We start from the raw sequence: 12127 nt of genomic DNA, 5'->3' as shown, positions 1-12127 counted from the left end.
ATCAACTCAGCACGCAGGGACCCGTCGCGACCGCCGATTGCGATGCGTCCGCCGCGTCGAGCTGGCGGCGGACCTCCTGCAGGGTGAGCACATAGCCGGTGTCGTCATCGGTGACGGCCGCGCCGAACACCACGCCGAGCACATTGCCCTCGGTATCCACCAGCGGCCCACCGGAATTGCCCGCCCGCACCTGACCGCGCACGGTGTAGACCTCGCGCTCGATGGTGCCGTCGCGGTAGATGGTCGGGCCGGTCAGATCCAGCGTCTCGCGGACGCGGGCCGCGCTCGCGGTGTAGCGCCCGCCGCCCGGATAGCCGAGCACGATTGCGCTGTCGCCCGAGCGGGCCGGAGCCGCGGCCTCCGGGATCTCCGGAGCGGTGAGACCGGGGACCGACAGCACCGCCACGTCGGTGGACGGATCGAACAGCACCACTTCCGCTTCCAGCGGGCCGGTAGCGGTATCCACGGTGACGCTGGTGGTGCCCGCGACGACGTGCGCGTTGGTCATCACCCGCTCCGGCGAGATGACGAAGCCCGAACCCTCCAGCGCCCGCTGGCAACTCGGCGCGACACCGCGGATACGCAGCACGCTCTGCTGCAGCCTGGCGGCCACCGGGCTGCTCAGCACGCTCGGGTCCGGCGGTTCGACGGCGGCGATCGGCGCGCGGCCGAACGGCCCGATGACGTCCGGCAGGCCCGAGGTGTTCAGCAACTTGGAGAACTCGTTGGGCAGCTTGCGCAGCCAGTTCGGCGCCACATCGTTGACGTCGGCCAGCACCCGCGAGCCATTGATCGCGGTCGCGATGGCCGGCTGCGAGGAGGTGGCCAACGGCAAGGCCAGCAGCCACGCCGTCACCAGCACGGCCACCGCCTGCAGCACCGCACCCACGACGCTGTCGACGGTGCGGGTGAAGGTATGGCGCATCCCGCCCCGCGCGGCGCGCCCGAGCACCATGCCCGCGACCTCGCCGACGATCACCAGCACCACGATCAGCAGCACGCCGGCCAGTACCCGGCTGCGGCCCTCACCGATGTGGATCAGGATGTGCGGGGCGATCAAGATGCCCGCGACGGCGCCGAGCACCACGCCGAGGAAGGCCAGCGCCGAGGCGACCGCACCCTGACGCCAGCCCGACGAGGCGGCCAGCAGCGCCAGGATGACGACCGCGATATCGAGCCAGGTCGATGCGCTCACAGCGTCATCCCCACCGCGGCCAGTGAGCTCTCCAGATCACGCACGTCGGTGCGGTCCCATTCCCGTTCCCAGCCGAGCGTGCTGAACAGTCCGGCGAGGATTCCTCCGGTGAAGCCCCACACCAGCATCCCGTCCACCTGGAAGGCCGGGCTCTGGTAGCCGAGGCTGCCACGGACCAGGAACCGGTTCGCCGGATCGAGCAGATCGGACAACGACACGCGCACCACCCGTTCGGTTTCACTCTGGTCGACCACGCGCACCTCGCTCGGCGTGCGCCAATACGCCACCACCGGTGTCACATCGAACCGGGACGGCGGCACGAACAATTTCGGCAGCACCGCGACCGGCTCGACGCCCTCGCGGTCCAGTCCGGTTTCCTCCCAGGCCTCGCGCAGCGCGGTATCGATCGGACCGGTGTCACCGGGATCGACCGCGCCGCCGGGGAAGGCGACCTGCCCTCGATGCTGGCGCATGGTGGAGGCCCGCTGGGTCAGCAGTACCTCGGCGTCGGCCGGTAGGCCACCGGGTGCGTCCGGGTCCGGCGCCGGGGAACCGCCGAACAGCACCAGCACCGCGGCCTGGCGCGGCTCGGACGTCAGCGTCATCACCCGGCGCAGCGCACGCGCCTTGGACAGGGTGTCGGAGAAGTCGGCGTGGGCCTGGGTGGCGCCGGCGAGCCAGGGCGGAATGTCGGTCATGAGGTAACTCCCAGCGCCCCGGAAACGGTGTCGGCGATGTCGTCGACATCGTGGAACGGGCGGGCGACGTACTCGGCGATCGATCCGTCCGGCCGGATCAGCACGGTGATGGGCAGCGCGTTCGGCGCGCCCGCGGCGGCGCGCACGGCGGCGTCCGGGTCCTCGACGCCCGGCATGGTCAGCGGCGCCCGGCCCGCGCCGCGCTGCTCGTCGTTCAATGCGGCGAGCATGGCAAGGGCCTTGTTCTCGGCGGGATCGCTGTGCACGGTCAGCACCGTCACCGCCGGGCCCACCCGGTTCGCGTACTCCTGCAGGACGGGCAGCTCGGTGCGGCACGGCTCGCACCAGTAGGCCCACAGATTCAGTACCGCGGGCTTGCCGGCGAGGGCGGCGGCGAGGTCGACGGGCTTACCGTCGGCCAGGCAGGTCAGCGAGAGCCCGGCGAGTGGGCCCGAACCCACCGCACCGTCGACCGGACGAGGGCATTCGGTGAGCCCGGCGGCCGCGCGCTGCTGCGGATCGACACGTGCTGCCGCGGTGACCCGCTCCCCGCCGGGGGTGGAATCGTCGTCACCGCGCGGCCACAGCGCGACGGCCAACGCGACCGCGACGATCAGGGCCGACAGCACCCAGCGCCAGACGACGGGAACTCGGCTCACCGGCCCACCAGCTCGAGCAGATGCTCCGCTTCCGGCCCCTTCACCAGCTCGGCGGCGGCATCCGGATCGGTGGGCCCGATCCCGAACGAAGGACAATCCTTGGCCAGCAGGCACACTCCGCACGCGGGTTTGCGCGAATGGCAGACCCGGCGTCCGTGGAAGATCACCCGATGGGACAGCAGTGTCCACTCCTTGCGCTCGATCAGCTCGCCGACGGCCTGTTCGACCTTGACCGGATCCTCTTCGGCCGTCCATCCCCAGCGGCGCACCAGCCGGCCGAAGTGGGTGTCGACGGTGATACCCGGCACCCCGAACGCGTTGCCGAGGATGACGTTGGCAGTCTTGCGCCCGATGCCCGGCAACTTGACGAGTTCGTCCATGGTGTGAGGCAACTCACCATCGAAATTTTCCAGCAGGGCTTGCCCGAGGCCGATGAGCGCGTTCGCCTTGTTCCGGTAGAAGCCGGTGGGGCGGATGTATTCCTCGAGTTCGGCGCGATTGGCCTCGGCGTAGGCGCGCGCGTCAGGGTACTTGGCAAAAAGCGCGGGGGTGGTGAGGTTCACTCGCACGTCGGTGCACTGGGCGGACAAGATCGTCGCGACGGCCAATTCCAGCGGCGTGGTGAAATCCAATTCGCAATGCGCGTCCGGAAAAGCCAGCGCCAGTTTCCGGTTCATCCGGCGCGCGCGGCGGACGAGACCCAGCCGGGTTTCCGCCGGTCGAGTGCGGGTTTTCGACTTCGGCGCGCCGTCTGCCGCCGGGACAGGATCAGCCGCCGCGGCGGTGGCCGAAGGCCCGATCCCGGCCGCGGATGAGGGGGAGACACGCACCCGTCCACCATACGGAACCCACCGACATCGTTGCCGTCCCAGATCCGGTGCCGTGTTCCATCTGAGACCTGGACAGTGTTTACTGCTCGGCATGCAAGGACTCGCTGTGGTGCTCTTCCCAGTGGCGTTGATGCTGTTCGCCCTGGGCATGGAGCGGGTCGAGAACCGGCTCCGCAAACTTCTCGAACCCGACGAAGAAGTTCAGCTGTACTTGGACAAGGCGAGCAACGCCGAGGTGAAAGAGCTGACGAAGCTCGGTCTGCCGGCGGCGGTGGCTCGTATGCGCAGGCGCCGCTCCCGCGCCGAGGAAATGGACATCGCCCGGGCCAGCTGAGCCCGCGCGATGCGGAATTCACGCCACGCAATCCGGCCGTAACGTGGTGTCTGTCACTACGCGCCGTGAATGCCGCGTAGACTGCACTGTCGGCCGACCCACTTCGGTCCAGGACTACAGCCATTTCCCATAAGGAGCACATTCGTGGACGAGGCCCTCGCCAGAGCAGGCATCTTCCAAGGCGTAGAGCCCACCGCGGTGGCGGCGCTCGCCAAACAACTGCAGCCCGTGGATTTCCCGCGCGGCCATGTCATCTTCAACGAGGGTGAGCCCGGCGATCGGCTGTACATCATCACGTCCGGCAAGGTGAAGATCGGTCGCCGTTCCCCGGACGGCCGGGAGAACCTGCTGACCATCATGGGCCCGTCGGACATGTTCGGCGAGCTGTCGATCTTCGACCCCGGTCCGCGCACCTCGACCGCGACCACGGTCACCGAGGTCCGCGCGGTCACCATGGATCGCGAGGCGCTCAAGTCCTGGATCGACCAGCGACCCGAGATCGCCGAGCAGTTGCTGCGCGTGCTGGCCCGCCGCCTGCGCCGCACCAACAACAACCTCGCCGATCTCATCTTCACCGACGTCCCGGGTCGAGTCGCGAAGGCGCTGCTGCAGCTCGCCCAGCGTTTCGGCACCCAGGAGGCCGGTGCGCTCCGGGTCACCCACGACCTCACCCAGGAAGAGATCGCCCAGCTGGTCGGCGCCTCGCGCGAGACCGTGAACAAGGCGCTCGCCGACTTCGCGCATCGCGGCTGGCTGCGGCTAGAGGGCAAGAGCGTGCTGATCTCCGACTCCGAGCGCCTGGCCCGGCGCGCGCGCTGATCTCGCGCACAGCTAGCTGATCGTTCGAGGCCCGGCCGCCACTCGCGGACCGGGCCTCGAACGTTGTGCGCCGCAGCTGTCGTCAGGGCTGCGACCGCAGATACTCCAACTGCGCCTGCACCGAACTCCGCGCCGCGAGCCACAGCTTCTTGTCGACGTCGGCGTACACCTTGCGCACCACCGCCATAGGCCCGGCATCGGGCCCGAGCTCGGCCAGCGCCGCCCGCACCTGCTCCAAGCGTTCCTTCCGATGCGCGATGTAGTACCGCGCGACGGGCTCGAGGTCCGGATGATCCGGGCCGTGCGCGGGCAGCAGTGCCTTACCCGCACCCACCTCGACCAGCCGGTCCAGCGAACGCAGGTAATCGCCGAGCGTGCCGTCGGTCGAATCGAGGACGGTGGTGCCGCGACCGAGGATGGTGTCACCGGTCAGCACGGCGTCATCGAGCACGAAGCTCATCGAATCCCCGGTGTGGCCGGGTGTGTGCAGCACGGTGATCCGCAATCCGGCGGCGACGATCACCTCGCCGTCGGTGAGCGGGGCATCGCTGCCGCGCAGATATTCGCGGTCCATCGCCCGCACCGGCGTGCCGGTCAACTTCACCAGCCGGTCGATGCCGCCGGTGTGATCGGCATGCCGGTGTGTGATCAGGGTGAGCGCGATGTCTCCGCCGGTCGCCGCGACGATCGCCTCGATGTGTGCGCGCTGCTTCGGGCCCGGATCCACCACGACACAGCCGCCGCCGTCCGGGCCCCGCAGGATCCAGGTATTGGTCCCGTCCAGCGTCATCTGGCCCGGATTGTCCGCGAGCAGCACGGCCGCGGTCGGCGTGACCTGCCGCAGCTGCCCGTAGGCGGGATGGGTCAGGGTCATGGCCTACCTCCTGATCAACGCACCTCGGCGATGAGTTCCACCTCGACCGGGGTGTTCTTCGGCAGTTCGGAGACCCCGACCGCCGAGCGTGCGTGCGTGCCCGCGGCGCCGAAGACCTCGCCGAGGAATTCCGATGCGCCGTTGACAACCAGCGGCTGGTCGGTGAAGCCCGGCGCCGACGCGACGAAACCGACCACCTTCACGATCCGCACGACCTCGTCGAGCCCGACCAGATCGTGCACCGCGGCCAGCGCGTTCAGCGCGCACAGCCGTGCCGCCTCGGCGGCCTGCTCCAGCGTCACCTCGGCGCCGACCTTGCCCGTCGCCGACAGCTCGCCGGAGACGAACGGCAACTGCCCCGAGGTGTAGACCAGCGAACCGGTGCGCACCGCGGGCAGATAGGCCGCGACCGGCGCGGCGACCTCGGGCAGGCTCAGGCCGAGCCGGGCGAGATTGCGTTGCCAGGGGGTCGCGGGCTCGGCAGCGGGCGATTCGAGTGCCATGGCCGCCCGCCCTACTGCTTCGGCCGCTTCAGGTAGGCCACGTGCTGCTCACCGGTCGGGCCGGGCAGCACGGTCACCAGCTCCCAGCCGTCGGCGCCCCACTGGTCGAGGATCTGCTTGGTCGCATGGGTGAGCAGCGGAACGGTCGCGTACTCCCACAGGGTCACATCGCTCATGGCTGGAGCCTAATGGGTGGGCTCCGGCACGTTCCGACCGCAGCCGGGCCGGTCACCGGTGATACGAGCCGGACGTCACTGTCTGATACACCACACCGCCGGTATCCGGATCCCTAGGGCGCGATCTCAGAACGGGTTATAGGCTCGCGAACGTGGGAGCACCAACAACAGTGCCGGTTTCGGCCGATCCGGGGCTGACGACCGGCTGGCCGGAACGCGCGGCCAAAGCCCGGCTGCACTACGTGTCGGGTAAGGGCGGCACCGGAAAGTCGACGGTCGCCGCGGCCCTGGCACTGGCGCTGGCCGCGGGCGGGCGCCGGGTTCTGCTGGTCGAGGTGGAAAGCCGACAGTCCATCGCCCAGCTGTTCGACCTGCCGCCACTGCCACCCACCGAGACCAGGATCGCCACCGCGGACGGCGGCGGCGAGGTGGTCGCGCTCGCCCTCGATATCGAGCACGCCTTCCTCGAATACCTGGACATGTTCTACAACCTCGGCTTCGCCGGCCGCGCCATGCGCCGGATGGGGGCCATCGAGTTCGTCACCACCATTGCGCCCGGCCTGCGCGATGTGATCCTGACCGGCAAGATCAAGGAGTGCGCGGTCCGCGTCGACAAGGCCGGCAAGCAGGTCTACGACGAGATCGTGGTGGACTCGCCGCCGACCGGCCGGATCGCCAGTTTCCTCGACGTCACCCAGGCGATGGCCGAGGTGGCCAAGGGCGGACCGATCGCCTCGCAGGCCGAGGGCGTGTCGAAGCTGCTGCATTCGGACCAGACCCTGATCCACCTGGTCACCCTGCTCGAGGCGCTTCCGGTACAGGAAACCGCCGACGCCATCGCCGAACTGACCGAGGCCGACCTGCGGATCGGGACGGTGATCGTCAACCGGGCCAGCCAGGACGAGCTGCCCGCCGAACAACGCAATCGCGCCGCCACGGGTGATCTCGACGTCGAGGCGATCCGGGCCGGGCTCGACAGCGCGGGAATCTCGCTACCCGAGGACGACGTCCAGGGCCTGATCACCGAGACCGTCGAGCATTCGGCCACCCTGCGGGCCCAGGACGAAAGCGCCACCGAACTCGCCAAGATCGATATCTCCCGGATCTCCCTGCCCGCTCTCACCGATGGCATGGATCTGGGCGGGCTCTATGAGCTGGCCGAACACCTCACCGCACAGGGAGTCCGATGAGTACGCCGCAGGCAGGCGCCCCCCAGCTGGACATCTCGACGATCATCGGCGATCCGAACGCGCACATCGTGGTGTGCTGCGGTTCCGGCGGAGTCGGTAAGACCACCACCGCCGCCGCCATCGCGCTACGTGCGGCCGAGGCCGGGCGCAAGGTCGTGGTGCTGACCATCGATCCGGCGCGCAGGCTGGCCCAATCGCTCGGCGTCGCCGATCTCGGCAACTCCCCCCAGCGGGTCGAGCTCGGCCCCGAGGTCAAGGGCGAATTGCACGCGATGATGCTCAATATGCGCCGGACTTTCGACGAGATGGTGCTCGAGCACACCAGTCCGGACAAGGCCGAGCAGATCTTCGCCAACCCCTTCTATCAGACCGTGGCCTCGTCCTTCGGTGGGACGCAGGAGTACATGGCGATGGAAAAGCTCGGGCAGCTGGCGAATCGACGCGAGTGGGATCTGATCGTGGTCGACACTCCCCCGTCCCGTAACGCGCTGGACTTCCTGGACGCGCCCAAACGGCTCGGCAATTTCCTCAACGGCCGGATGATCCGGGTGATCATGGCGCCGGGGCGCGGCGTCGGCCGGTTCGTCACCGGCGCCATGAGCCTGGCGGTGCGCGGGGTGTCGACGATCGTCGGCGGCCAGATGCTCAAGGACGCTTCGCTGTTCCTGCAATCGCTGGAATCGCTGTTCGGCGGATTCCAGGACCGGGCCAACCGCACCTACGCGATGCTGTCCAAGCCGGGAACGCACTTCCTGGTGGTCGCGGCCCCCGAACCCGATGCCCTGCGTGAGGCCTCGTTCTTCGTCGACCGGCTCTCCACCGAGAAGATGCCGCTGGCCGGGCTGGTGCTGAACCGCACCCACCCCGTCCGCAGCGCGCTGTCCGCCGATCACGCGTTGACCGCCGCCGACCAGTTGGCCGAATCGAATCCGCTGACGGCGGCGGTGCTGCGAATCCACGCCCACCGGGTGGCCACCGCGAAACGGGAACGGCATCTGCTGCTGCGCTTCACCGGAGCCCACCCTCGGGTGCCGATCGTGCCGGTGACCGCGCTGCCCTTCGAGGTCTCCGATCTCGAAGCGCTACGCGCGGTCGGCGATCAACTCACCCGGACCCCGGCCGGCTCGGCCGTGCCGGTTACATAGCCACCTGATGCTGGCGCTGGGCCTGGAAGAAATCGGCCCATGACGTCACTTCGGGGTGCTGCTTGAGCAGCGCACGCCGCTGCCGTTCGGTCATACCGCCCCACACACCGAATTCGACCCGGTTGTCGAGTGCGTCCGCTCCGCACTGCATCAAGACCGGGCAATGCCTGCAGATCGTTGCCGCTTTGCGCTGCGCCGCGCCACGTACGAACAGCTGATCGGGGTCTACTTCCTTGCATCGGGCCTGGGATACCCAGGCGATCCTCGCTTCGGCCTGCTCTACGTCCAATCGAGCGATGGGGGTTGTCATGTGCATTTGGTGTGCCCCTTTGCAGTCCGAACACCGGTCAACGGCGCTCCGGAATCGCGTGTCAGCCCCGCAGCTACCCGAACCCCGCTGCGAAGTGCACCACATTCCACTTTGAGTGTTAGCTCTATCACACTGGGTTCTCAATCTAGGTAAAGGTATGCCGGGAGCGCAAGACCGAGCTGTGATTTTTTGGTACGTCCGTGCCGCGACCACGCGACACGCCAGTGACCCAATCGCGACACGCCACAGAATCGACCGTTACCGGGCGTTCGAACGAACGCACCGCTCACCTGGCCGCCGTCAAGGCCGGATTTCGGCCGTCGAACCCACCCCGACCTGCAATCGAGCAATTCGGATCAAACACACCCGCGAGAGCCCGCGAGCCACCCCTTAGTCTGGTCCCGTGCCGATCAGACATACGCTCGCGAAGCTGGCCGTTAGCTGCATGCTGGCCGCCGTGCTCGTCGCCGGGCTGTTGTTCCCGCTCGCAGGCGGTTTCGGATTCGTGTCCAACCGCGCCGCCGATGCCGTCGACAACGTCTCCGCCGAGTTGGTCGAGGGCACGGTGCCCGCGGTGTCGACAATGGTCGACGCGGCCGGCAATCCGATCGCCTGGCTCTACGAACAACGCCGTTTCGAGGTGCCGAGCGAGAAGATCTCCAACGACATGAAGCTGGCGATCGTCTCCATCGAGGACCGCCGCTTCGCCGACCACGACGGCGTCGACTGGCAGGGCACGCTGCGCGCGTTCCTCACCAACACCACCAGCGGCGAGGTACAGCAGGGCGCCTCCACCATCGACCAGCAGTACGTGAAGAACTTCCAGCTGCTGGTGGTGGCCAAGACCGACGCCGAACGCCGCGCCGCGATCGAGACCACCCCGGCCCGCAAGATCCGCGAGATCCGGATGGCGCTGACGCTGGACAAGGAACTCACCAAGGACGAGATCCTCACCCGCTACCTGAACCTGGTGCCGTTCGGTAACTCCTCCTACGGCATCCAGGACGCCGCGCAGACCTACTTCGGCATCGACGCCGCCGAACTGAACGTGCCGCAGTCGGCGATGCTGGCGGGCATGGTGCAGAGCAGCTCGAAGCTCAACCCCTACACCAACCCCGAGGGCGTGCTGGCCCGCCGCAACACCGTGCTGGACACCATGATCCAGAACATCCCGAGCCGCGCCGACGAATTCCGCAAGGCCAAGACCGAGCCGCTCGGCGTGCTGCCCGAGCCCAAGGGCCTGCCCCGCGGCTGCATCGCGGCCGGCGACCGCGGCTTCTTCTGCGATTACGCGCTGCAGTACCTGGCCAACGCCGGTATCAGCCGCGAGCAGATCGAGAAGGGCGGCTACCTGATCCGCACCACCCTCGACCCGGCCGTGCAGGATTCGGTCAAACGCGCGGTCTCCGAGGCGGCGCCGCCGAACCTGGAGAACATCGCCGAGGTCATGTCGGTGGTCGCCCCCGGTCAGGAATCGCACCCCGTGCTCGCCATGGCCAGCAGCCGCACCTACGGCCTCAACCGGGAGGCACACGAGACGCTGCTCGCCCAGCCGTACTCGATGGTCGGCGACGGCGCGGGCTCGGTGTTCAAGCTGTTCACCACGGCCGCGGCGATGGAGAAGGGCATGGGCATCAATGCCCAGCTCGATGTGCCCGGCCGGTTCAATGCCCAGGGCATGGGTAACGGCGGCGCCCCGGGCTGCCCGCCTGCGACCTACTGCGTCGAGAACGCCGGCCGCTACAAGTCGCCGATGTCGGTGACCGAGGCGCTGGCGACCTCGCCCAACACCGCGTTCGTCAAACTCATCCAGGCCGTCGGCGTCACCCCGACCGTCGATATGGCGGTACGCCTCGGCATGCGCTCCTACACCGAGCCGGGCAGCTCGGGGCTGGAGAACAATCAGAGCCTCGCCGACATGATCAAGAGCCAGAACCTCGGCTCCTTCACCCTCGGCCCGGTCCCGATCAACCCGCTCGAGCTGTCCAACGTCGCGGCCACGCTGGCCTCCGGCGGCAAGTGGTGCCCGCCCTCGCCGATCAAGGAGGTGATCGACCGCAACGGCAAGCAGGTCCCGCTGACCCAGCAGGCCTGCGAGCAGGTGGTCGAGCCCGGCCTGGCCAACACCCTGGCCAACGCGATGAGCAAGGACGATCAGCCCGGCGGTACCGCCTTCGCCGCGGCGGCGAACGCGGGCTGGACGCTGCCGATGTCGGGTAAGACCGGAACCACCGAAAGCCACCGCTCGTCGGCGTTCGTCGGCTTCACCAACTCGCTGGCCGCGTCGGTCTACGTCTACGGCGACAGCCCCACGCCCGGCGAGATCTGCTCGTTCCCGCTGCGCAACTGCGGCGCCAGCGACGCCAACGGCCTGTTCGGCGGTAACGAACCCGCGCGCACCTGGTACAACGCGATCAAACCCGTGGTCGGGAACTTCCCGCCGCCGGTGCTGCCACCGCTCGACGATAAATACGTGCGCGGCGCCAACAACGCCCAGGTGCCCGACGTGGTCGGGATGAAGCAGGGTGAGGCGACGGCCGCGCTGATCGCGGCCGGATTCAAGGTCACCCCGGTGGAATCGTCCGGGTCGGCGCCGAAGGGCACCGTGACCGGGTCCTCACCGAACGGGTCGGCCATTCCCGGGTCACTGGTGACGATCTACGTCAGCGACGGCACGGTGCGCACACCGCCACCGCCCGGACCGCAGGGACCGCCGCCGGGCGTGCCGGGTCTCCCGCCACCGCCGCGGCTGCCGCCCATTCCGATCCCGATTCCGCTGCCGTTCCCCCGGTAACGACAACGCCGACCCGGTCTGACCGGGTCGGCGTTTCGTTTATCAACTGGGAGAACGGTTACAGCCGGGCCTTCACCGCCGCGGAGATCCGCGCACCGTCGGCCTTGCCCTCGGCCAGCGCGGTCGCGATCTTCATGACCTGACCCATCTGGCGCATACCCGGCCGCTGTCCGGTCTGCTCGGCGATCTGCGCGATGGCGGTATCGGCGACGTCGGCGACCTCGGCGTCGGTCAGCTGGGTGGGCAGGTATTCGTCGATGATCCTGGCCTCCGCGTGCTCGTTGGCCGCCAGCTCGCCGCGCCCGGCCTGGGCATACACCTCGGCGGCCTCGTTGCGCTTCTTGGATTCCTTGGCCAGCACCGCGACGACCTCGGCGTCGGAGAGCTCACGTGCCTCTGGGCCCGCCACCTCGGCGGACTGGATGGCGGCGAGCAGCATCCGCAACGTGGCAAGACGCAGCGTGTCCTTGGATTTCATCGCGGCGGTCATATCCGCGCGCAGCTGCGATTTGAGTTCCGACATGAGCCTCACGGTAGCCGCTGCACCGCACGTGGCCCACCACATTTACCCGGCCGGTCCGCCGATCTGTGCCTGAACAC

14 protein-coding genes are annotated in these 12127 nt (G+C 68.5%); 5 read left to right on the top strand and 9 right to left on the bottom strand.

Going from position 1 to position 12127, the window contains the following annotated elements; genetic code table 11:
- Window position 1 precedes the first annotated feature (1 nt).
- The 4 genes from AC4HOU_RS12460 to nth are packed head-to-tail and all read right to left on the bottom strand — an operon-like array spanning window position 2 to window position 3382.
- Window positions 2-1195, bottom strand: coding sequence for a MarP family serine protease (locus AC4HOU_RS12460; RefSeq protein WP_163813687.1), 1194 nt, complete (start codon window positions 1193-1195; stop codon window positions 2-4).
- Window positions 1192-1893, bottom strand: a complete 702-nt coding sequence (locus AC4HOU_RS12455) for an NUDIX hydrolase (protein ID WP_195020483.1) — start codon at window positions 1891-1893, stop codon at window positions 1192-1194. The genes AC4HOU_RS12460 and AC4HOU_RS12455 overlap by 4 nt, the downstream gene beginning before the upstream one ends.
- Entirely contained in the window at window positions 1890-2552 is a 663-nt protein-coding gene (locus tag AC4HOU_RS12450; RefSeq protein ID WP_324197379.1) for a TlpA family protein disulfide reductase, read from the bottom strand. Before AC4HOU_RS12450 ends, AC4HOU_RS12455 begins: the two co-directional genes overlap by 4 nt.
- On the bottom strand, window positions 2549-3382 hold the full coding sequence (gene nth, locus AC4HOU_RS12445) for an endonuclease III (protein WP_194990099.1): 834 nt from the start codon (window positions 3380-3382) through the stop codon (window positions 2549-2551). The genes AC4HOU_RS12450 and nth overlap by 4 nt, the downstream gene beginning before the upstream one ends.
- A 91-nt stretch (window positions 3383-3473) precedes the next feature.
- Here nth and AC4HOU_RS12440 point away from each other — a divergent pair, with 91 nt between their 5' ends.
- A complete protein-coding gene (locus tag AC4HOU_RS12440; protein WP_036532224.1) occupies window positions 3474-3716 on the top strand; it encodes a hypothetical protein in 243 nt (80 codons plus the stop codon).
- A 144-nt stretch (window positions 3717-3860) separates the two neighbouring features.
- Window positions 3861-4535, top strand: a complete 675-nt coding sequence (locus tag AC4HOU_RS12435; protein WP_014348619.1) for a Crp/Fnr family transcriptional regulator — start codon at window positions 3861-3863, stop codon at window positions 4533-4535.
- An 82-nt stretch (window positions 4536-4617) separates the two neighbouring features.
- Here the strand turns inward: AC4HOU_RS12435 and AC4HOU_RS12430 are convergent, their stop codons facing one another.
- Genes AC4HOU_RS12430 through sp36 form a run of 3 tightly spaced genes read right to left on the bottom strand, consistent with a single transcriptional unit; the run spans window position 4618 to window position 6088 of the window.
- Entirely contained in the window at window positions 4618-5409 is a 792-nt protein-coding gene (locus AC4HOU_RS12430) for an MBL fold metallo-hydrolase (RefSeq protein WP_195020482.1), read from the bottom strand.
- A 14-nt stretch (window positions 5410-5423) separates the two neighbouring features.
- Window positions 5424-5912 carry a RidA family protein gene (locus AC4HOU_RS12425; protein ID WP_138447699.1) on the bottom strand — a complete coding sequence of 163 codons (489 nt, stop codon included), beginning with the start codon at window positions 5910-5912 and terminating at the stop codon, window positions 5424-5426.
- An 11-nt stretch (window positions 5913-5923) separates the two neighbouring features.
- Window positions 5924-6088 carry a Sp36 family protein gene (gene sp36, locus AC4HOU_RS12420; RefSeq protein WP_014348616.1) on the bottom strand — a complete coding sequence of 55 codons (165 nt, stop codon included), beginning with the start codon at window positions 6086-6088 and terminating at the stop codon, window positions 5924-5926.
- 170 nt (window positions 6089-6258) lie between these two features.
- On the opposite strand from sp36, the gene bagA reads away from it, so the two are divergent.
- Together bagA and bagB are read left to right on the top strand one after the other, a co-directional pair.
- The gene (gene bagA / locus AC4HOU_RS12415; protein WP_195020911.1) at window positions 6259-7278 is read left to right on the top strand and encodes an ATPase BagA; all 1020 of its coding nucleotides are present in this window, start codon (window positions 6259-6261) and stop codon (window positions 7276-7278) included.
- Window positions 7275-8423 (top strand): ATPase BagB, encoded by a 1149-nt coding sequence (gene bagB / locus AC4HOU_RS12410; RefSeq protein ID WP_163813690.1) that lies wholly within the window; start codon window positions 7275-7277, stop codon window positions 8421-8423. Before bagA ends, bagB begins: the two co-directional genes overlap by 4 nt.
- Here the strand turns inward: bagB and AC4HOU_RS12405 are convergent.
- Window positions 8416-8739 (bottom strand): WhiB family transcriptional regulator, encoded by a 324-nt coding sequence (locus AC4HOU_RS12405; RefSeq protein WP_011206869.1) that lies wholly within the window; start codon window positions 8737-8739, stop codon window positions 8416-8418. The genes bagB and AC4HOU_RS12405 overlap by 8 nt on opposite strands.
- A gap of 439 nt (window positions 8740-9178) precedes the next feature.
- Between AC4HOU_RS12405 and AC4HOU_RS12400 the strand changes: the two genes are divergently transcribed.
- On the top strand, window positions 9179-11527 hold the full coding sequence (locus tag AC4HOU_RS12400; protein ID WP_163813725.1) for a penicillin-binding protein: 2349 nt from the start codon (window positions 9179-9181) through the stop codon (window positions 11525-11527).
- Between the two features lie 58 nt (window positions 11528-11585).
- On the opposite strand, the gene AC4HOU_RS12395 is transcribed toward AC4HOU_RS12400, so the two are convergent.
- On the bottom strand, window positions 11586-12050 hold the full coding sequence (locus AC4HOU_RS12395; RefSeq protein ID WP_163813691.1) for a GatB/YqeY domain-containing protein: 465 nt from the start codon (window positions 12048-12050) through the stop codon (window positions 11586-11588).
- Window positions 12051-12127 lie beyond the last annotated feature (77 nt).

It is taken from the genome of Nocardia sp. JCM 38205 (genome assembly GCF_058222935.1).
Note: the sequence above shows the minus strand (reverse complement) of the source record. Positions and strands in the feature narration are given on the sequence as shown.

What these genes read in the sequence shown, in the direction of transcription:
- AC4HOU_RS12430 (WP_195020482.1), bottom strand. Translation starts at nt 5,409, where the DNA reads ATGACCCTGACCCATCCCGCCTACGGGCAGCTGCGGCAGGTCACGCCG.
- AC4HOU_RS12395 (WP_163813691.1), bottom strand. Translation starts at nt 12,050, where the DNA reads ATGTCGGAACTCAAATCGCAGCTGCGCGCGGATATGACCGCCGCGATG.
- AC4HOU_RS12425 (WP_138447699.1), bottom strand. Translation starts at nt 5,912, where the DNA reads ATGGCACTCGAATCGCCCGCTGCCGAGCCCGCGACCCCCTGGCAACGC.
- bagB (WP_163813690.1), top strand. Translation starts at nt 7,275, where the DNA reads ATGAGTACGCCGCAGGCAGGCGCCCCCCAGCTGGACATCTCGACGATC.
- AC4HOU_RS12400 (WP_163813725.1), top strand. Translation starts at nt 9,179, where the DNA reads ATGCTGGCCGCCGTGCTCGTCGCCGGGCTGTTGTTCCCGCTCGCAGGC.
- AC4HOU_RS12440 (WP_036532224.1), top strand. Translation starts at nt 3,474, where the DNA reads ATGCAAGGACTCGCTGTGGTGCTCTTCCCAGTGGCGTTGATGCTGTTC.
- sp36 (WP_014348616.1), bottom strand. Translation starts at nt 6,088, where the DNA reads ATGAGCGATGTGACCCTGTGGGAGTACGCGACCGTTCCGCTGCTCACC.
- AC4HOU_RS12405 (WP_011206869.1), bottom strand. Translation starts at nt 8,739, where the DNA reads ATGCACATGACAACCCCCATCGCTCGATTGGACGTAGAGCAGGCCGAA.
- AC4HOU_RS12455 (WP_195020483.1), bottom strand. Translation starts at nt 1,893, where the DNA reads ATGACCGACATTCCGCCCTGGCTCGCCGGCGCCACCCAGGCCCACGCC.